This is a genomic window from Lentibacillus songyuanensis (genome assembly GCF_039548255.1).
Lineage (GTDB): Bacteria > Bacillota > Bacilli > Bacillales > Amphibacillaceae > Lentibacillus_C > Lentibacillus_C songyuanensis.
Genome location: NZ_JBCLVH010000022.1, coordinates 44737 through 65385 on the forward strand (window position 1 = coordinate 44737; position 20649 = coordinate 65385).

At 42.7% G+C, this 20649-nt stretch carries 14 protein-coding genes; 11 read left to right on the forward strand and 3 right to left on the reverse strand.

Annotated elements, in window-relative coordinates; translation table 11 throughout:
• Window positions 1-60 precede the first annotated feature (60 nt).
• Window positions 61-1332 (reverse strand): SulP family inorganic anion transporter, encoded by a 1272-nt coding sequence (locus WMZ97_RS17475; protein ID WP_343273379.1) that lies wholly within the window; start codon window positions 1330-1332, stop codon window positions 61-63.
• A gap of 184 nt (window positions 1333-1516) precedes the next feature.
• Between WMZ97_RS17475 and WMZ97_RS17480 the strand changes: the two genes are divergently transcribed.
• The 6 genes from WMZ97_RS17480 to WMZ97_RS17505 all read left to right on the forward strand — a co-directional run bounded on the left by WMZ97_RS17480 (window position 1517) and on the right by WMZ97_RS17505 (window position 9152).
• Entirely contained in the window at window positions 1517-2503 is a 987-nt protein-coding gene (locus WMZ97_RS17480) for a diaminopimelate dehydrogenase (RefSeq protein ID WP_343273380.1), read from the forward strand.
• Between the two features lie 327 nt (window positions 2504-2830).
• The gene (locus tag WMZ97_RS17485; RefSeq protein WP_343273381.1) at window positions 2831-3676 is read left to right on the forward strand and encodes a MurR/RpiR family transcriptional regulator; all 846 of its coding nucleotides are present in this window, start codon (window positions 2831-2833) and stop codon (window positions 3674-3676) included.
• Between the two features lie 10 nt (window positions 3677-3686).
• Complete coding sequence (locus WMZ97_RS17490) at window positions 3687-5075, forward strand: YjiH family protein (protein WP_343273382.1); 1389 nt, start codon at window positions 3687-3689, stop codon at window positions 5073-5075.
• 407 nt (window positions 5076-5482) lie between these two features.
• A complete protein-coding gene (locus tag WMZ97_RS17495; RefSeq protein ID WP_343273383.1) occupies window positions 5483-6595 on the forward strand; it encodes a mandelate racemase/muconate lactonizing enzyme family protein in 1113 nt (370 codons plus the stop codon).
• Window positions 6596-6773: 178 nt separating this feature from the next.
• Complete coding sequence (locus WMZ97_RS17500; protein ID WP_343273384.1) at window positions 6774-7880, forward strand: amidohydrolase; 1107 nt, start codon at window positions 6774-6776, stop codon at window positions 7878-7880.
• A gap of 141 nt (window positions 7881-8021) precedes the next feature.
• On the forward strand, window positions 8022-9152 hold the full coding sequence (locus WMZ97_RS17505; protein WP_343273385.1) for a Fic family protein: 1131 nt from the start codon (window positions 8022-8024) through the stop codon (window positions 9150-9152).
• 212 nt (window positions 9153-9364) lie between these two features.
• Here WMZ97_RS17505 and WMZ97_RS17510 read toward each other — a convergent pair whose 3' ends face one another.
• The gene (locus WMZ97_RS17510) at window positions 9365-10249 is read right to left on the reverse strand and encodes a LysR family transcriptional regulator (RefSeq protein WP_343273399.1); all 885 of its coding nucleotides are present in this window, start codon (window positions 10247-10249) and stop codon (window positions 9365-9367) included.
• A gap of 153 nt (window positions 10250-10402) precedes the next feature.
• Between WMZ97_RS17510 and WMZ97_RS17515 the strand changes: the two genes are divergently transcribed.
• The 5 genes from WMZ97_RS17515 to WMZ97_RS17535 all read left to right on the forward strand — a co-directional run bounded on the left by WMZ97_RS17515 (window position 10403) and on the right by WMZ97_RS17535 (window position 19135).
• Entirely contained in the window at window positions 10403-12592 is a 2190-nt protein-coding gene (locus tag WMZ97_RS17515; RefSeq protein WP_343273386.1) for a malate synthase G, read from the forward strand.
• 270 nt (window positions 12593-12862) lie between these two features.
• Window positions 12863-14179, forward strand: a complete 1317-nt coding sequence (locus tag WMZ97_RS17520) for an FAD-binding oxidoreductase (RefSeq protein ID WP_343273387.1) — start codon at window positions 12863-12865, stop codon at window positions 14177-14179.
• Window positions 14180-15556, forward strand: coding sequence for a (Fe-S)-binding protein (locus tag WMZ97_RS17525; protein WP_405027712.1), 1377 nt, complete (start codon window positions 14180-14182; stop codon window positions 15554-15556).
• Window positions 15557-15575: 19 nt separating this feature from the next.
• On the forward strand, window positions 15576-17030 hold the full coding sequence (locus tag WMZ97_RS17530) for an FAD-linked oxidase C-terminal domain-containing protein (protein WP_343273388.1): 1455 nt from the start codon (window positions 15576-15578) through the stop codon (window positions 17028-17030).
• Window positions 17031-17371: 341 nt separating this feature from the next.
• A complete protein-coding gene (locus WMZ97_RS17535; protein WP_343273389.1) occupies window positions 17372-19135 on the forward strand; it encodes an L-lactate permease in 1764 nt (587 codons plus the stop codon).
• Between the two features lie 553 nt (window positions 19136-19688).
• On the opposite strand, the gene WMZ97_RS17540 is transcribed toward WMZ97_RS17535, so the two are convergent.
• A complete protein-coding gene (locus tag WMZ97_RS17540; RefSeq protein WP_343273390.1) occupies window positions 19689-20627 on the reverse strand; it encodes a nucleoside hydrolase in 939 nt (312 codons plus the stop codon).
• Window positions 20628-20649: the final 22 nt, after the last annotated feature.

Consider the following 20649-nt stretch of genomic DNA (forward strand, 5'->3'; position numbering starts at 1 on the left):
TGAAAGTTTTCAGAGCGAACCAGTTTCGTTTTTTCAGTGGTCTCGATTAGTCCCCGTGTCTCATTCAGTCACATGCAATAGCTTGGTCTTTACAAACGTGTATAACAACGACAAAAAAATACCAATAATCAACCCGGCAAAAATGTCTACCATTAACGTAGCAAGAAATGTGGAAAACATGATGATCGCAGACATTGGCGAATGCGTTAGATAATACCGCATATCCTTGACATTAATCAGGTTGGCGACAGCGACAATGATGACAGCAGCCAGGGTTGCTTTTGGTAAAAAGTAAAGGAGCGGTGTCAAATAAAGTAATGTGATCAGCACAAGGCCGGCTGTTACATATAGCGATACATTGCTTTTTGCTCCTGATTGATAATTGACCGCTGTTCGTGAAATTCCTCCTGCTACAGGGATAGCACCAACCATGGAGCTGGTTAGATTAGCTAGCCCCAAACCAAATAGTTCCTGATTCGGGTTAAGCTGTTCCTTTTCCTTTACAGCCAGTGTTTTACCAACTGCATAAGATTCGGCAAAGGAGATGAAAGCAATCATGAAAGCGATTGGAAGTAATGACAGTAATGTATCCATAGTCGGCAGGTTTAGGGCCAATCGTGGTAATTCCTGAGGAACGTCGCCGATAATTGCAACGCCCACTTGCTCTAAATGAAAAAAGCTAACGACAATGATCGATAAAATGATCATGAAAAGCGGTCCTAATGATGTGTGAAATGTTGTCTTCATCAGAATTAGCATGCCTAAACTGCCAACACCAATGATGGCAGTGAAGATATTTGCCTCTGGGAAATGATGAAAAACTTCAAGTATATAATCGGAAATATTTTGAAATGAAGCCAATCGGACTCCCATGATTGCTGGAATTTGTGTGACGGCAATGATAATGGCAGCGGCTGAAGTAAACCCACTAATAACCGCGGGAGAAATATAATCAAAAAGTGAACCAAATTTAACGAAACCAAGTATCAGCTGAATTGCGCCAACGATGAGTGTGAGCAAAATGATTAATGCAAAAAAATGCGGTGAATCCGGCTGGGCAAGTGTAGCAATACCGGTAAAGGCTAACAGTGATACAATGGAAACCGGACCAACACTTAGATATTTTGAATTACCGAACAGGGCATAAATCAGAACAGGAAAGATAGCGGCGAATAAGCCATAAACAACAGGTACACCAGCAATCACAGCGTAGGCCATACTTTGTGGGATTAATAAAAAAGCAACTACTAGCCCAGCGGTAATGTCATTTGGTAAATAGGAAATATTATAATGGGCAAGCTGTTTTAGTCCTGGCAATAGTTTAAAAATCATAGGAAAAGCCTCCAAAAAAATCAGGTATACTTGTACAATATTCGATTTGAAAGTAATTTATGACATGGACGGGTGTGGACTGTATAATAGACATTTGATCCATGTGAAAGCGTCTAATTATTGCACATAGATAGTAAAAACGGTACAATAAAACACATCTTTTAGTTATCGGAGGTAAAAATGGATGGAAAATAAAGTAAATGTCGGTATTGTAGGCTATGGGAATTTGGGAAAAGGTGTCGAAGCAGCAATCGGACAACAGCCCGATATGGAGCTTGTTGCGATTTTTACCCGAAGAGACCCGGACACATTACAAGTAAAAGATCCAAATGTGAAGGTTTTACATATAGAAGATGCTAAGCAATATCAAGAGCAAATTGACGTCATGATATTATGTGGGGGTTCTGCTACCGATTTACCTGAGCAAGTACCTGCGATTGCGAAAATGTTTAATACGGTGGATAGTTTTGATACCCATGCGAAAATCCCGGAATATTTTGCTTCGGTGGATCACGTAGCACAAGCAAGTGAGACGACAAGTATCATTTCTGTTGGCTGGGATCCGGGACTGTTTTCCATTAATCGGGTGATGTCGGAAGCGGTCTTGCAACAGGGAGAAACTTATACATTCTGGGGAAAAGGCTTGAGCCAGGGACATTCGGATGCCGTACGCCGGTTAGATGGCGTGAAGAATGGCGTGCAATATACGATCCCATCGGAAAAGGTGATCGAACAAGTTAGAAATGGGGAGAATCCAGCTGTTTCCAAAGTGGATCGACACACGAGGACATGCTATATCGTTCCTGAAGAAGGTGCCGATACAGCGCGCATTGAGCAGGAAATTAAAACAATGCCAAATTACTTTGATGAGTATGAGACGACGGTACATTTTATTAACGAAGAAGAATTAGCGCGGGATCATTCCGCCATGCCGCACGGTGGATTCGTGATCCGGAGTGGGAAAACAGGCGACGGTAATGATCAAATTGTTGAATTTAGCTTGAGGCTGGATAGCAACCCGGAATTCACCTCAAGTGTGCTAGTAGCGTATGCGCGAGCCGCTCACCGTTTAAGTGAAGAAGGACAGCACGGGGCAAAAACGGTCTATGATGTCGCACCAGGCTATATTTCACCGAAGTCTGCCGAGAAATTGCGCAAAGATTACTTGTAAGAAGCGAGGTTCCAAGTCCCCTTCAAAAAATAAAAATTTCACAAACTGATAATAAAAATTTTCTTCCTACCATGGCGCTGATCGTCATGGTTATTTTTTATTTTGTTTGTGTACCTTCCTTTTATGAATGGTTGTATCTATGCAAACATACTTCGATAGACTTGGTTGATTATGTTTGATAATGAGTAATGACGGATCATGCTAAAAATTGTATAATCATAAAAAAATATGGGTAAATATAAATAAACTCTTTTTTTGAAGGATAAAATGTATTATAATAATTTAAATGAAGTTTTTCCTGCAAACCAGAAATAAAGAGGAGACACTATGGAAACTAAATCAATTTCGCAAATCTTGAAAGATAGCTACACTAGTTTATCCCCCGGACAAAAAAAGGTTGCAGAATTTATAAACCACAATAAGGATGAAGGGGTGCTGCTGACTGCTTTTCAACTGGGGGAAAAAGTTGGAGTAAGTGAAACAACTGTTATACGGTTTGCCTATGCCCTAGGATTTAAAGGTTATTCCGAAATGCAGGATGTGCTGCGGAAAGATTGGTTGGCAACAAAAGAAGATCGGGACATCTATGTTTCACAAAAAGAGAACACCTTTGAAGGTTTTGTTCAAGTTGTTGAAAAGGAAAAAGCCGTTTTAAATCAATTGCTTGAACAAATGGATACAAAGATTATTTGGGACGCAGTTGATCAGCTAATTGCTGCCAAACGTATTTACATAGGTGGGTTTGGAAGTTCGTACGGTGCAGCGTATTGGTTCTATTATGCATTAAGGCAATACCGGGAAAATGTATTCATCTCAAGTCCAACGGGGTTCTCACTGGAGGATATCGTTGATCTGAATCACGAATCGGCAGGGGTTGTTTTCTCCTTCCCAAGGTATCGACGAGAAGCAATGGAATTGATCAAATGTTTAGCGAAGCAAGACGTGCATATGATAGCCGTTTCTAATAATCAATTCTCTGCAGTTGGACAATTTGCCGATATCACGTTAACTACGGAGGAAAGAGAAAATGCGGGCCATCACTCGATTGCATCTGTCGTCAGTTTACTAGAAATTATCATTGCAGGCTTTTTAGAACGAGATCATAAACCAATTAGTATTCGCCAGCAGAAATTAGAACAGCTTTATACGGACCAAGGATTATTTTTAGAATAAGGGTGAAATAATGAAAGAGACAACGAAAACCATGGAACCAATCGAACAAACAGTAGACAATGCTTATACGATAGGAAATATATTAAAGTTTCTCGTTCCTTCTTTAATTGGAATTCTGTTATTTATTGTACCCATTTCTACAGGAGACGGGATGACGATACCTGTTGCATACTTTGCGGAACAAATTAATGCGTATTTCGGTAAGTTCATTCCAGCCATTACAGCTATATTGATGGGACTGTCAACATTAGGTACGATTGTAGCTGTATTTATGAAGCCACGTTTTATATTAGAAAATCGTTATTTAAATACACTATTAAATGTCGGCTATTTTTGGCTGATCGTGCGGTTAATTGGAACCGTCTTTGCAATAGTAACTATTTTCCAAGTAGGTTCATCTATGATTTTTTCTGAAGACACAGGTGGATTGTTGATGTATGACTTAATTCCTATCCTGTTTTCGATGTTTCTGTTAGCCGGATTTCTGCTACCACTTTTGCTGAATTTTGGGCTATTGGAGTTTTTTGGTGCATTACTGTTAAAGATTATGAGACCCTTGTTTAAACTTCCTGGCCGTTCCTCATTAGACTGTTTAGCTTCATGGGTGGGGGATGCAACAATAGGTGTTCTTTTAACAGCAAGGCAATACGAGGAAGGTTATTATACGAAACGTGAAGCAGCAGTTATTTCTACGACGTTTTCGGTCGTCTCCATCACATTTACGATTGTTGTTCTTTCGTATTTGGATTTGGAACCGTATTTCTTGTCGTACTACACAACCATCGTTATTGCCGGGCTGGTCGCTGCCTTTATCATGCCACGGATCCCGCCATTATCAAAGAAAGCTGATACAGGGTACGAAAATGTAGAATTAAAGAGTGAAGTCGAGATTCCAGCAGGCACATCGAGTGTGAAATGGGGTTTGAATCAGGCAGTTGAAAAAGCGAAAAAGAGTAGTGGCGTTCGTGCTATTTTAAAAGAGGGAACCCAAAATGTACTGGATATGTGGCTGGGTGTGCTTCCGATTGTGATGGCCATTGGTACAATCGCATTAGTCATTGCTGAATTCACATCGTTTTTCACCATTGTTGGCAAACCGTTTGAACCAATTTTAGCCTGGATGCAAGTTCCAGAAGCTGCTGAGGCAGCGCAAACGATGGTCGTCGGATTTGCGGATATGCTTATGCCAGCTGTGTTTGGCAGCGGAGTTGAAAGTGAGATGACACGCTTTATCATTGCATGTGTTTCTGTAACGCAGCTTGTTTATTTGTCGGAAATGGGAGGATTAATCCTTGGTTCTAAATTGCCGATCAGTTTACTGGATTTGATTTGGATCTTCTTGCTGCGGACATGCATCACGCTGCCAATTGTTGTTGGAATGGCACATATAATTTTCTAAGTCTTTAATTAGAAATTATATGTGCCACCACTCACGCTGCTGTGCATGATTTTCATGCAAATCAATTATTAGAAAAATATAATTAATTTGCATTTATCCCATTCTAAACGAGCAACGAGATTTTCACTTCAGGATTTGGAGATGGAACTAAAAAAGATAAGTGGGACAACTGCATGACAAAGGGCCGCTTCTGCTCAACTAACAATTAATAGGGGCTTTCTTTACGACACGAAGTTTTAACTATTAAGATGTAAATGATAACTAACGGTTGATTTTCATGAATAATTATCGACGGAGTAGTATGCATGATAACAATTCGCGAAATATTGATACTGTCATAGGTTTCGGATAGTTTGTGACTAGCAACATATATGCAGGCGACATATCATACAGGGGGCTAAAATAACATGAAAATTACCAGAGCTGATATTTACCAAATTAATTTACCACTAAAGGAACCGTTCATTATTTCCTATACGAGTTTCCACACCATGCCGGCAATTATTCTTCGTATCGAGACGAATGAAGGGATCTTCGGTTTCGGGGAAAGCGTGCCAGATGAGCATGTAACCGGAGAATCAGTACATAGTGTTTTTGCAGCATTAAAATACCAGCTGATTCCAGCAATTTTAGGAAAAGATCCACGAAACATTCAGGGAATACATACGATTATGGATCAAGAACTGGTGGGCAATGGTGCGGCCAAGGCTGCGGTCGACATTGCCTGTTATGATATTTTGGGCAAATTTAGCAACTTGCCAATCTATACCTTGCTTGGGGGAAGAAAAGAGGCTCAACCGGTAATCCCGAAAGTATTAAGTATTCTAGAACCTGAAGTGCTCGCTGAACAAGCAAAAACTGCGGTTACCGAGGGGTATGATGAAATTAAGATGAAGCTCGGTATTGATCATGCCAAAGATATTTTACGCGTAAAGGCCGTTCGAGAAGCAGTGGGAGATCGAGTGAAAATTCGCGTGGATGTGAATCAGGGCTGGCAAAGCGCGCAGATTGCTAAAGATATGATGCGTCAACTGGAGCCATTCGGTGTTACATGGGTGGAACAGCCGATTGCCCAAGAAAGCCTGTCCATGTTTCGGGAATTAAAGCAGGCCAGTTCCATTCCATTAATGGCTGACGAAAGTTTAATTAACACGCAGGATTTGCGGACGTTTGTGGAACAACGATCGGTGGATTATATCAATATTAAACTAATGAAAAGCGGTGGAATTTACCCATCGTACAAGCTGGCAACTCAGGCAGATCTTTTTGGCATTCAGTGTCAAATCGGATCCATGGTCGAATCCAGCATCGGTTCAGCAGCCGGATTCCATGTAGCCTTGTCCAAGGAAAATATTGTATCGACCGAATTATCCGGCCCAACTAAATTTTCAACTGACATTGGCGATTTAAGCTATTCACTCCCACACGTAAATATAACCGATAAACCAGGTCTGGGTATTACGATAGATATGAATGTTTTGGAACAACTTGCTATTAGAAAGGAAGAAGTCCGGGATTGAGTTTTTTGGGGGGCAGGTGGGTTATCTGGCTCGGCTCTGGATCGATTGTTATCATTGGAAATGATCGAGAAAGCATGCTAACCGATCGAGAAGGAAAGCCAAGCGATCGAGAAAGCATATTAACCAATCGAATAACTTTTTTCAGTGGGCCATACCCGATCAGATTGGAGGCAATAATATGTCAGCACAAGATTTAGATGCATTATGGAACTATTTGCACGCACACCCAGAAGTAAGTTTAAATGAAGTAAATACAACAGCCTATTTGATGAATCACTTTAGCGATGCGGGATTCCAACCGGTTGCGTTCAAATCTATTCCTGGATTTTATGTGGAAATTGGGAGTGGACAGCCAAAAATAGGCTTACGTGCGGATATGGACGCTCTATTACAGGAAGTCGATGGAAAATTACAAGCGAATCATTCTTGTGGTCATGATGCACATATGACGATCGTGACTGGTGTCATGCATCGATTGAAGAAAATGGAAGATCAATTCTCTGGAACGGTGCGAGCCATTTTTCAGCCAGCGGAGGAACAAGGTAACGGTGCCGTACGAGTTGTTCACGAGGGGATAGTTGACGATTTGGATTACTTGTTTGGTGTCCATGTGCGACCAAACAGTGAGATTGCTTTTCCTGATTGTGCTCCCGGTATTCAACACGGTGCTTGTTTATTTGTGAAAGGTAAAATTAATGGCGCAGATCATCATGGAGCACGTCCGCATGAAGGGGTCAATGCTGTCGAGGTTGGAACCGCAATTGTTCAGCAGCTGCAGCATATTCATACCAACCCACAGATACCAGCGACGATTAAAATGACCAATTTTCATGCAGGGAATAATAATTTAAACATTATCCCGGGCAACGCATCATTCGGTCTTGATGTTCGCGCGCAAACCAATGATGTGATGGATGAAATAAAGGAAAAGATCGCAAACATTTGCAAGTATCTGGAAGCGATATATGGCGTAACCATTGATGTTTCCTTGGATGACGATGTCCCAGCAGCAGTCATCCATAATGAAGCAGAAGCCATCGTACATGACGCGATTGTAAAATATCTGGGAAAACAGCATACGCGACCGTCGATTATCACACCTGGTTCAGATGATTTTCACTATTATACTATTCTAAGACCCACGATAAAAGCCACGATGCTGGCACTTGGAGCAGACGTTACGCCAGGCTTGCACCACCCGAAAATGACATTTAACCAAGAAGCCATTGCGAATGGCATCGACATTTTAGTGGAAGCGTGTTTGGCAGTGGGGAGTTCGTCTTAAAAGGCTGGTGTTTTCAACAATAATGATCTGAGTGGGACACTGGACTCCACATCTTATTTTTAGCTAAAATTTTCTTTTGTTTTGTGTTTAGTATAGTCGTGTGGTGTAATTAGCTAAAATTAATGGGAAGTGTGAGTTAACTTGGCGAAAAGAGGAATTAGTAAACTTCCAATTGGAATAAAACCGGCAGATGCATTGCGTGTCATGGAAATTTTGGCAAAGGTTAATCATAAAATTGGCCGGCTGGAGGAAAAAGTAAATCATTCGGTTGTTAGTCAACGTCTGGTTCAAATTTTGTCCTTAAGTGAGTCAGTTGAATCGACTAGAATTGAGGGTACTCAAGTTACTTTTACCGATATGGTCGAGGAACGAAATGACAAACACCCTCGCTGGGAAATTATTGAGGTGAACAATTATCAGCAAGCCCTTCGAGAAGGGTATGAGCGTATTAGGAATGGATATCCTCTATCCTCAAGGTTGATTAAGGAATTACATCAGACGTTAATGCAGAGAGCAGGAGGCTCGATACAATCTTCAGGTGATTTTCGGAAAATACAAAACTTCATTGGACCTACGAATAATATCGGGGATGCATCGTACATTCCGGTTTCTGCGGAAGAAATTGATACGTATATGCAAAACCTTGAATATTATATCAATCGCCATCCATACAATGAACAGTTAGCGACCGATCATTATAATGAAGAAGATTATATCATCAGTGAGAACGCGGAACCCTTATTGAAGACGGCCATCATTCATGCCCAATTCGAATCCATCCACCCATTTTTAGATGGAAACGGTCGACTTGGCCGTATTTTAATTGTGCTATATCTTATTCAGTCAAAACTACTGACGCACCCATTTTTCTTTGTAAGTGAGGAACTTGAAAAAGAGCGGCATCGTTACTACGACATGCTAAATGGGGTCAGAGGAGATCAGCCAAACTGGGGTGATTGGATATTGTTTTTTCTAACCGCCTGTGATCGAACGGCTGACCGCATCAGTCGTAAGTTGGATGGCGCTGAACAGCTGGCAAAGCAAGGTCTAGCTCAATGTAATACAGATTCCGAGAAAAAAGTATGGCTCTATACATTTTCGGATCCTTTTACAACCGCAAAAAACGTTTCAGCAAACATTGGGGTTTCTGCCAATACGGCTCGAAGTGCATTAAACGCACTTGCGGAGAAAAAAATATTATTTGTTGATACGGATGTAAAGCGAAATCGTAAATATCGTAATTATGACTTTATGCGTATTTTGAAAGAATAGTAGAGGAAAACATTGCTGCGGGATTAAGTTGAGAATGGAACTTCTGGATGTTTGGATAGAAGTTCCATTTTGTTTATATTTCAGTGCTGTACCCAAATAAAAGTCATACAATAGGATCCATTCTTGATTAGTCCAGGCACACGATCGCCTTAGACTTGCACCGTCAACTTTCATACTATTTGTTAGTGATCTAGCCTGCCTTCTCCCGTGTCTCAAATCGTAAATGCTTTAGACCTCTCAATAAATTCACGTACAGCGTAAGAAAGATATTTATTTTTTTTCCAGATCATGCCTAGTTCCAGTTTTACGACGGGTTTACGAAAAGGCAACGAGACGATACTGTCATTGGTGATCTGGCGGCAAATTTTACTTGGCAATAGAGCCACTCCCAATTTGGCTTCCACCATTTCAATCATAAAGTCCTTTTGAGAGCTTTCGCAGGCAATGTTTGGATAAAATCCATGTTTCTGGCATGCGGCAATAATGCTGTCATGCAGGGAGAAGTCATGCCGGTATAAGATAAAAGATTCATCTTCCACATCCGATAAATCGATGGCTTCTTGCTTGGCTAAAGGGTTGTCCTTATGAATGATGAGCATGAGTGGGTCATTTACCAGTCGAATGGTCTCGAAATTTTCCGCTTGGACCGGTACATTGCAAATTAAACCAATATCAAGCATCCCTTCCTCAACTCCTTGTTTAATTTTGTTGCTGCCAACTTCGGTTAAGTGCAAATCAATCGATGGATAGCTTTCTTTATACTCGCTGATTAGCCTAGAAAAAAAAGCCGCACCAATAATGGGAGGGATACCAATTTTGATTTCCCCTTTTTTTAACTCCATCACATCATTTAGTTCAGAAGTCAAATTGTCGAAAGCCTCCAGCACGAGTTTGGCATTGACTAAGAATGCCTTGCCCGCATCGGTTAACTCCAACTGCTTCGCGTCTCGATATAAGAGGGACCCACCGATTTCCGATTCCAGGTTTTTAATCGTTTTACTTAGCGACGGTTGGGAGATATGTAGAGTCGCGGCTGCTTTGGTGAAATTTAGTTGTCGGGCGACTTCGGCAAAGTAGGCGATTTGTCTAATATCCAGGATCTCCATCTCCTTTCCGCTATACGTGTAAACATTATTATACGGCAAGGTATAGCCAAATGGAATAGTGATCATGCAAAATATGTATTTTTGATTCTAGCCCATTCCCATTAGAATAATAGATAATACAAAGTATTGGGAGGAATCGAAAAAATGGCAAATTATATCACGGCAGATTATGTAACAGTAGGTAATCTTCAAGTCGCAAAAGAGCTTTATGATTTTGTTAATTTAGAAGCACTCCCTGACACTGGGCTTAATCAAGATACATTTTGGCAGAATTTTGGAAACCTTGTGGCCGAACTGACTCCAAAAAACGTTGCTTTATTAGCAGAGCGTGAAAGTCTGCAGAAGCAAATTAATACATGGCTTAGCGAAAATAAGAAACCAGATGTTGCCACGTATAAGGCGTTTTTACAGGAAATCGGCTATTTGGAGCGGGATGTAGACGATTTTACAAATTTGACTGAAAACATTGATGACGTCATTACCAAGCAAGCGGGTCCACAGCTGGTTGTACCAATGGACAATGAGCGTTATGCGCTTAATGCTGCCAATGCACGGTGGGGATCCCTTTATGATGCGTTATATGGAACCGATGTTATCAGTGAAGAAGGCGGGGCAGGAAAAGCGGGATCGTATAATCCTGTTCGTGGGGAAAAGGTTATTGCTTTCGCGAAACAATTCCTTGATGAACACGTACCGCTTCCATCATCATCCCATGCGGACGCAACAAACTATGCTGTCGTAAATGGGGAACTGGAAATCACGCTGGCCAACGGTGAAACAACGCAACTACAAAATCCTGCTTTATTCGCAGGTTATCAAGGGACAGCAGAAAAACCGAGCGCCATTTTACTAAGGCACCATCAATTACATGTGGAAATTCAAATTGACTCTGGCCATCCAATCGGAAAAATGGATCAAGCTGGCGTTAAGGATGTGTATTTGGAATCGGCAACCTCAAGCATTATGGACTGTGAGGACTCGGTAGCGGCGGTGGATGCTGCAGATAAAACCCACATCTATCGTAACTGGCTAGGGCTCAACAAGGGTGATCTAACATCGGTATTTACTAAAAACGGTAAAGAAGTAACCCGGACCTTAAACCCTGATCGTATCTATACAAGCCCATCTGGTGAGGGGCAACTAACCTTGTCTGGCCGCGTCCTGATGCTGGTGCGTAACGTTGGGCATTTAATGACAAACAACGCAGTTCTTGATGAAAATGGGAATGAAGTCTATGAAGGAATCATGGATGCGGTGTTTACCAGTTTAATGGCAAAACATGATCTTTTGGATAATGGAATCTATCAAAATTCGCCGAAAAAATCGATCTATATTGTCAAACCGAAAATGCACGGCTCGAAGGAAGCTGCTTTTGCGAATGAATTGTTTAACCGAGTAGAGGATATGCTGGGCATGGCACGGCACACCCTTAAAATTGGACTCATGGATGAGGAGGCCCGTACAAGTCTGAACTTAAAAAATTGTCTTCATGAGGTAAAAGAAAGAATTTGCTTTATCAATACAGGGTTCCTCGATCGTACGGGTGATAACATTCATACCACGATGGAAGCAGGTCCAATGATTAAGAAAGGGGACATGAAAGCTTCTGTTTGGTTAAATGGGTACGAGAAAAATAACGTGCGTGTTGGGCTGGCAGCCGGTTTAAAAGGAAAAGCACAAATTGGTAAAGGAATGTGGGCAATGCCTGATATGATGGCTGCGATGCTGGAACAAAAAATTGGCCACGTGAAAGCTGGTGGAAATACAGCCTGGGTACCTTCACCAACGGCAGCAACCTTGCATGCGATTCACTATCATCAGGTTGATGTCCAAACCGTTCAAGCAGAGCTTTCCAAAGATAGCAATGATTATCGTGATGATATTTTGTGTATTCCTGTTGTCGAAAACATCAATTGGTCTGACGCAGAAATTCAGGCAGAGCTTGATAATAGCGCACAAACATTGCTTGGTTATGTGGTTCGTTGGGTAGATCAAGGGGTTGGTTGTTCCAAAGTACCGGACATTAACAATATTGGGCTGATGGAAGACCGGGCAACATTGCGTATTTCCAGTCAGTTTATCGCCAATTGGCTATATCATGGTATTGGTACAAAAGAGCAAACGATGAACACGCTAAAGCGAATGGCTGAAGTAGTGGATGAACAAAACGCCGATGATCCGCAATATCGTCCGATGGCACCTAACTTCTCTGATTCGGTTGCCTTCCAAGCAGCATGCGACCTGGTATTTAAAGGCAGGGAACAGCCAAACGGGTACACCGAACCAATCCTTCATGCCCGTCGTTTGGAGGCAAAGGAAAAGTTTAATAACTAGTAAATGGATAGTAGGGGATTGACGAACGCATGTCTACAAGAATGGATAGACAAGGGGAAGTCATGAACGATCAAACATGATTGTTCCCCCTGCTTTCTTTAGCTTGATGTCAGATTTTCTACTCCATTAAAAGGAATCTATTAACTGCTTTTCAGGTGAAAAAATTCTGATTTTTGTAAATACTGCATTGACTTGTTAATAGTCTGATGGTTTAATATATATAATAAGAAGGGCTTTTTATCCAAAAGTACGGCAGGGGGAGCGATTCGCATGATTTCTTCCGTTTTAGAAGAGGTTTTGCCAAGGGAACAAATAAGAGACAATGAAGAAGCAGGGCACCCATTGGGGAACGGTGGAAGGCAAGTGATTGAGGTGCGCTCGGAAAATGATATCGCAACTGTTCTTACGTATGCGAATAACCATGATAAAACCGTTAATATTGTTTCAGGTGGGACGAAGCGTGGCTATGGTGGTCAGGTGGAACAGGCGGATCTATTGTTATCGCTTGCCAACTATAAGGGGATTGTCGAGCATTCGGTTGGTGACCTGACATTGACGGTTAAACCTGGAACAACATTACAGGAAATTTCCGGGGTATTACAACAATGTGGGCAGCAGCTTGCCCTTGATACACCATGGCCAGAGCTGGCAACGATTGGTGGTATTGTTGCAGCAAATGACAGTGGAGCAAAGCGGCTGCTATATGGTTCTGCACGAGACCTGGTGATCGGCACACGCATTGTCTATCCTGATGGCAGGGTGATTCGAACCGGTGGGAAAGTGGTGAAAAATGTTGCCGGCTACGACATGAACAAGCTGTTTATTGGTGCGATGGGAACGTTAGGGGTAATCAGTGAGCTGACAATTAAATTACGCCCTCTACCAAAATATGAAGGGTTATCATTGCTGCATTTTCCAAATAATCGCGAACAGGCCATCCAGGACTTTGCAGTTAACATTCTTGATTCCATGATGGAACCAGTTTCGCTTGAAGTTTTAACACCGGCAACCGCGGAACAACTGACAGGTAAGCGCCAATACACGTTAGCGATTGCCTTTGAGGATCGGGAAAATGCCGTGCGGAGTCAGGAAAAATGGGTTGCGGAAAATTTACCAGCTGGCGCCGAACATACTATTCTGCACGAGGAAGAAGCGAGAAAGTGGTGGGATGATTTTCACCATCGTGGTCCAAATGGGTATAATGATCAAACAAACGAAGCAAAAACTAGCGGAGCACTGAAGATTGGCAGTAAAAACATGGATGTGCTCATGAACTTACAAACTGCTGACAGGCTGGCGGAAACGTATGGTGTTGCAGTAGAGGGACATGGTGGACTAGGACATGGGATTTCGCGCGTATATGTTGCCGGATTCCCGGAGGATATTGCTTCCTATGTTTATGCACTCCGGACAAGAGTAGAAGAAAAACGTGGCTATGTGATCTGCACTCACCTTCCATTTACATTACGGGAAGTCGTTAGTGTGTGGGGAGAAAAGCCAGCATACTTTCCGTTATTAGCAGGGATTAAGCATACGAATGACCCGAGGAATATCCTGAATCGCAACCGTTTTGTAGGAGGGATATAAATGAATGAGAATCGATTAAAGCATATGTTAAGCGGGGAAGATGTACCTTGCCAAACGAAGCGTCTCGGTAATTTTGTCTGGGAGGATTTACCGGATGAGGAAAAATGGGCTGATTGTGTGCACTGTGGCCTATGTTTGGAAGCGTGCCCAACGTATCAGGAAACCGGAGAGGAACACAACTCCCCTCGGGGCCGCGTGCACTTAATCAAGTCGGTTGCAGAGGGGAAGATTGGCATAAATGAAGCTTTTTCCGAATCAATCTTTAATTGTTTGGATTGCCGCGCCTGTGAAACAGCTTGTCCAGCAAACGTACAAGTTGGCGGTCTCATTGAGGAAGCCCGCGGACAAATACGGCAGGCAGATCCGTTAACAGGTATCAATGGCATGCTGAATAAGAGCTTTTTGCAAGGGATTTTCCCACACCAGAATCGCTTGAATACCGTGGGGAATTTGATGAAGTTTTATCAGAAAAGCGGGTTACAGCAGGTTGCAAGAAAGACAGGGGTTCTCCATGTGATGCCGAAACATTTAAAAGAGATGGAGACGATCTTGCCAGATGTGGAAAAACCTGTCTTGGGAAGATTTCCGGAAGTGATTCCTGCTGAAGGAAAGACAAAAGGACGAGTGGCGATGTTGACTGGATGTATCATGGACATCATGTTCAGTGATGTCAATCAGGCGACCATCCGTGTTTTGACGCATAACGGGTATGAGGTTGGTCTTCCGAAAGAGCAGGGCTGCTGTGGAGCATTGCATATTCATGCAGGTGACCGTAAAACGGGGAAAGAGCTTGCGAAACAAAATATTGAGGCATTTAAAGATTATGATAAAGTATTGATCAATGCAGCAGGCTGTGGGTGTGCATTGCAGGAGTATGATGAGCTCTTCCGTAATGATCCGGAAATGCTGCCGTTGGCGAAGGCGTTTTCAAAAAAGATCGAGGATGTTTCAAAGTTCTTATATGACAATGATTTTAAACGACCAAAAACGGAAGTGAACAAGAAAATCACCTATCACGATGCCTGTCACTTGGCACATGGGCAAGGGGTGCGTTTCGAACCAAGGCAGTTATTAAAAGAAATTCCCGGCATTGAGATGATCGACTTACCAGATGCGGACCGCTGCTGTGGAAGTGCAGGGATTTACAATTTGACCCATCCAGAAATGGCGGGAAAACTGCTTGATCGCAAAATGGATGATATTCCTGACAATGTGGAAATCATCACAATGGGCAACCCCGGCTGTATGCTGCAAATCGCTTTGGGTGTAGAAAGGCATGGCCGCAGTGAACAGGTCGTACATACCGTGCAATTGCTGGATTGGGCATACACAAAGGAAAAAGAGGAAGCGAATAGTCAGCCGGTCGAATTGTTATGAAGATAGGAAGGTGAAGCAAATGCTTGGAAAAAAAACAAAACGGCCAAAGCCGGATGCTGTTGAACGTCAATTAATGCAGATTGTCGGCGAAAGGGAAGTACTGTATTTGCGTGAAGATATTGTTGCCTATGAATGTGACGGCTATACGATGGCTAAAGGAATGCCTAAAGCAGTGGTGTTTGTACACAATGCCGAGCAAGTTTCCCAGATTGTTCAACTATTAAATAAGGAAAAAATCCCTTACATTGCCCGTGGAGCTGGAACAGGCTTAAGCGGGGGGGCGACGCCATTTGGTGGTGAGGTGATTATTAGCCTGGTGCGCATGAAAAAGCTGCTTCAAGTTGATTTTGCCAATCGAACCGCCGTGGTGGAGCCTGGTTATGTCAACTTAAAGTTAACGCAATCAATTTCCGATAAAGGTTATTACTATGCACCTGATCCATCGAGTCAATACGCATGTACCATTGGTGGAAATGTGGCGGAAAATGCAGGTGGTGCGCACTGTTTGAAGTACGGGGTAACGACGAACCATATTTTAGGGCTTGAAGTTGTACTCCCTAGTGGTGAAATTATCGAGATTGGTGCATCAGGTGTACCGGATCAGCCTGGCTATGATTTGCTTGGTCTGTTAACTGGATCAGAAGGAACGCTTGGGATTGTAACCAAAATCACCGTCAAAGTGCTGAAAAATCCTGAAGGAAAGAAAACAGTCCTCGCTTATTACGACGATATTAAGGACGCCAGCCAAGCCGTTTCCGATATCATCTCAGCCGGGATTATTCCAGCGGCACTGGAAATGATGGATACGATTGCGATTGAGGGTGTGGAAGCTGCTGCCTATCCGGTCGGACATCCAAGTGATATTGCTGCATTTTTATTAATTGAAGTGGATGGTGTTGCAGCAGGGATAGACAGTCAGATCGAGGAAATATTGACGGTTTGCAAGCAAAACAATGTTCGTGAAGTAAAAGTAGCGAAAGATGAGGCAGAGCGTGGCTTGTGGTGGGCAAATCGGAAAATGGGCTTTGGAGCCATGGGGGCGATCTCACCGGATTATCTCGTACAGGACGGGGTGATTCCTCGAACCCGGTTACCGGAAGTGCTTGAGCAGATTGCTGCGATTAGCAAAAAGTATAACCTTCGTATCGCGAACATCTTTCACGCTGGTGATGGTAACCTTCATCCGCTTATTCTGTACGATGGAAGTGTTCCCGAACAAGTGCAACGTGCTGCAAAAGCTGGGTCCGAATGCCTGAAAACCTGTGCCGATGTTGGTGGTTCCATTACGGGGGAACATGGTGTAGGCATTGAAAAGGCAGAAGAAATGCGGTTTATTTTTAGCGATGAAGAAATGGCGGCCCAAACGGATATTCGAGCTGTATTTAACCCCAACGATTTATTAAACCCAGGGAAACTATTTCCTAGTCCGGGGCGTTGTGTGGAAGTGAAGCAGGAATGGACGATGGTGAAATAAATAAACAAAGGGGAGATGTCTTCCCTTCCTACACGATAAAAATATTGAAATTTTAAAAAGATACAATGTTGATGTATTTCGTTTGGCATAAACAGTTATGTAATCGTTTACAATTATATAACTTCACAGGGAAACGTGCTGAAGTTTATATAAATGCGTGTTCAAAAAGGAGGATAAAAAGGACCGAGAAGTTCGAGACGGTGTAGTTTCGAGCAGCGGAATGTATGCAAATAGATACATGAACAGCGTAGAAACAAGCCAACGAAGAAATTCGATGTGTCATTTTTACCGGACTATTTGAACAGCCTCTATAAACAAAATTTTTAGGAGGGATTTGACAAATGGGTGAGGGAACATTAGCTATACTGGCATTACTTCCGATTATTGTTGTTGCTGTGTTTTTGGTAGGATTTAAATGGCCAGCGAGTAAAGCCATGCCGCTTTCATACATCACAGCTGTTTTACTGGCGCTATTCGTATGGGATGTCACATTTCCGAAAGTTGCAGCTGCTTCTGTTAATGGTCTAGTTACTGCTGTAACGCTTTTATTCATTATTTTTGGGGCCATTTTACTCTTAAATACGCTGCAGGAAAGTGGTGGACTGCACACGATTCGCCGTGGGTTTACCGATATAACTCCAGATCGGCGTATCCAGGTCATTATCGTTGCATGGCTTTTTGGTTCATTTATCGAAGGGTCAGCGGGATTTGGTACGCCGGCAGCAGTTGCTGTGCCTTTGTTGGTTGGGCTTGGGTTTCCGCCAATGGCAGCAGTTGTTTCAGGGATGGTTATTCAAAGTACACCTGTATCGTTTGGTGCGGTCGGGACACCAATGGTAGTGGGGGTAGGATCTGGGATCGAGCCCCTGTCACAAATATCAGATGTGCCTGCATTTGTGTTTGATGTGGTCGGAAAAGTTGCCATCCTTCATACGATAGCAGGAATATTAATCCCATTATTTTTAGTCGGGATATTAACTCGTTACTTTGGCAAAAACAAGTCGTTTAGTGAAGGCTTGAAGGTGTGGAAGTTTGCTATATTTGCAGCACTTGCGATGACGATACCGTATGTTATTGTAGCGAATACGCTTGGAGCTGAATTCCCCTCCATGATTGGTGGTCTCGTAGGTTTAGCAATTGTCGTTTCGGCCGCGAAGAAAGGTTTTCTCATGCCTAAGGAAGATGATATTTGGACGTTTGAGTCAAAAGATCGCTGGGACCCGACATGGACTGGCCGGTTGGAAATCAAACAAAGCGATATTTATGCAGGCAAGATTAGCATGTTACGTGCATGGTCACCATATGTTTTGATTGCCCTGTTACTTCTGCTTACCAGATTGACTGTCGCAGGGGACTGGTTGAAAGCAGCAACGATTAATATTCCAAATATTTTTGGGACAGAAATCACGTCCACCTGGGAAATACTTTTTTCTCCAGGATTTATTTTTATCATCGCATCCATCTATACGTATTATGCACATGGCATGGAGGTACGGGAGTACGCACAGGCTTGGAAAGACTCCGGAAAAACAATGCTTGCTGCTGGATCAGCACTTGTCTTTACCGTTCCAATGGTTCAAGTGTTCCTAAATTCGGATGGGGGAGCGGCGGGTTATGCAGAAATGCCAATTGCCTTAGCGGATGGAGTAGCGAATCTGGCGCAATCTGTTTATCCGTTTTTCGCAACATTTATCGGCGGGCTTGGTGCATTTGTTGCCGGTAGTAACACGATAAGTAATATGATGTTTTCGCTTTTCCAATATGGTGTCGGGGAGCGTATCGGCGGTGACCCAACCTGGATGGTCGCCTTGCAAGCCGTTGGCGGGGCTGCGGGAAATATGATTTGTGTCCATAATGTTGTTGCTGCAGCAGCTGTTGTTGGACTAGTAGGTAAAGAGGGACATGTTATTCGTAAAACATTGTTGCCATTCTGCTATTACTCCTTATTACTCGGCTCGATTGGTTATTCGATCATGTGGACATCTGAAAAAGGAATATTCAATATTGGATCCATAGTCGCATGCATTATCTGGGCAATCGTCATCTACCTAATCGCTACCAACAAAAAACGCCTAAACAGCATTCAGCAAAACATGGCATCGTAGCCATGTTTCGTCGTGAAAGAAATACGTATACTGCTGAAGCGTTGCATTAAAAATGGTATGATGTAGCACTGGGTTCGTCATAGAGGTGGGATGGGTTTATCCCACTTTTAACAGACAGTAAGACTCCCACTTCAGGATTTGAGGCGAAATCGAAAAAATAAGTGGGAGTCAAGTCTGAAAGAAATTCTTTCATGACGTTTTATGTTTCTAGAAAGGAATTGGATATAACTACATAATAAAGGTCGATTCTTTTCGATCTTGCACGATGCAGGTCACAAAGGTGTTGCAACACAGACCTTGCACATGAGCTTTTGTTCTCCCTTGTTCAATAGGAGAGGAAGGGTCTGGCATTCTTAGCCTGCCCTTCCTCATCCACTCATTGACGTTTTATTTTATAAAATGTAGAGCTAAGCACAGGGAAAACATATCGTTTCCATTTACTCCATATGTTAAAAGAAGCGTTGAACGTATTAAAAATATCCGGACGCTCGAACAGACTGACTAGTGATTTGTAACCTGTAAGAAGTAACTCTATTAGTCGGTTTTAAACTGTCTACTGTCCTTCATATTTCCTTAAGGCATCAATCATCAACCTCCAGAATCCCTCAATATCCAATTTAAGTCCAAACTTAGCATTGATTTCTCGGCCAGTGGTATGATGAAGGTCTACCAGCATTGTTCCAGCCGTATATTCGCCCTTCGTTTCAATCGCAATATTGACATCTTCTATTTGGAACAATTCCGGAGCCACGCAATAAGCAACGGTTAACACATCGTGTACTGGCGGACTATCAAAATCAAACTGTGCTTTGTACGTCGTGGCAAAAAACTCCAATAACTCTCCGACTATTTTTGCAACTGGGTTATCGATTTGACTTATCTCCTCAATTACGTTTCTGGTTGCTAATGCCTGATGGGTGATGTCCAGCCCCATTACAACGGTTTGGATACCGCTATTAAATACGATTTTTGCTGCTTCAGGATCGGCCCAAATATTAAATTCTGCAGAAGGGGTCCAGTTACCGAATGTACCACCACCCATTAAAATAATCTCCTCGATGTTATCCTTAATCTCTGGAGCTTTCGACAATGCTAATGCGACATTGGTTAGTGGTCCAGTTGGCAGGATAGTCACTGGTTCGCTTGCTTCTTTTACTAACCGGATAATGGTGTCTGCTCCATGTTCGTCACTCCAGCTGCGGGAAGGCTCTGCAAGCTCCGGGCCATCTAATCCAGAATCGCCATGAATGCTTGGAGCCGTTTCGCGTATTCGTACTAATGGCTGTCCTGCTCCTTTGGAAACAGACACATCGTGCAGTCCAACCAAATCGCAAATTTTTAGTGCATTGATCGTTGTTTTCTCAAGCTCCGCATTACCGGAGACAGTGGTAATCCCTAAAATATTTAATTTTGGTTGTGCCGCGGCCAGGATAATCGCTATCGCATCATCATGTCCAGGATCACAATCCATGATTATGTTTCGTTTTGTCATGATTTTCACCTCTTGTAGAAAT

Coding starts and splice junctions, on each gene's coding strand:
- WMZ97_RS17485 (WP_343273381.1), top strand. CDS start 2,831: ATGGAAACTAAATCAATTTCGCAAATCTTGAAAGATAGCTACACTAGT.
- WMZ97_RS17480 (WP_343273380.1), top strand. CDS start 1,517: ATGGAAAATAAAGTAAATGTCGGTATTGTAGGCTATGGGAATTTGGGA.
- WMZ97_RS17520 (WP_343273387.1), top strand. CDS start 12,863: ATGATTTCTTCCGTTTTAGAAGAGGTTTTGCCAAGGGAACAAATAAGA.
- WMZ97_RS17495 (WP_343273383.1), top strand. CDS start 5,483: ATGAAAATTACCAGAGCTGATATTTACCAAATTAATTTACCACTAAAG.
- WMZ97_RS17475 (WP_343273379.1), bottom strand. CDS start 1,332: ATGATTTTTAAACTATTGCCAGGACTAAAACAGCTTGCCCATTATAAT.
- WMZ97_RS17540 (WP_343273390.1), bottom strand. CDS start 20,627: ATGACAAAACGAAACATAATCATGGATTGTGATCCTGGACATGATGAT.
- WMZ97_RS17525 (WP_405027712.1), top strand. CDS start 14,180: ATGAATGAGAATCGATTAAAGCATATGTTAAGCGGGGAAGATGTACCT.
- WMZ97_RS17535 (WP_343273389.1), top strand. CDS start 17,372: ATGGGTGAGGGAACATTAGCTATACTGGCATTACTTCCGATTATTGTT.
- WMZ97_RS17530 (WP_343273388.1), top strand. CDS start 15,576: ATGCTTGGAAAAAAAACAAAACGGCCAAAGCCGGATGCTGTTGAACGT.
- WMZ97_RS17490 (WP_343273382.1), top strand. CDS start 3,687: ATGAAAGAGACAACGAAAACCATGGAACCAATCGAACAAACAGTAGAC.
- WMZ97_RS17515 (WP_343273386.1), top strand. CDS start 10,403: ATGGCAAATTATATCACGGCAGATTATGTAACAGTAGGTAATCTTCAA.
- WMZ97_RS17500 (WP_343273384.1), top strand. CDS start 6,774: ATGTCAGCACAAGATTTAGATGCATTATGGAACTATTTGCACGCACAC.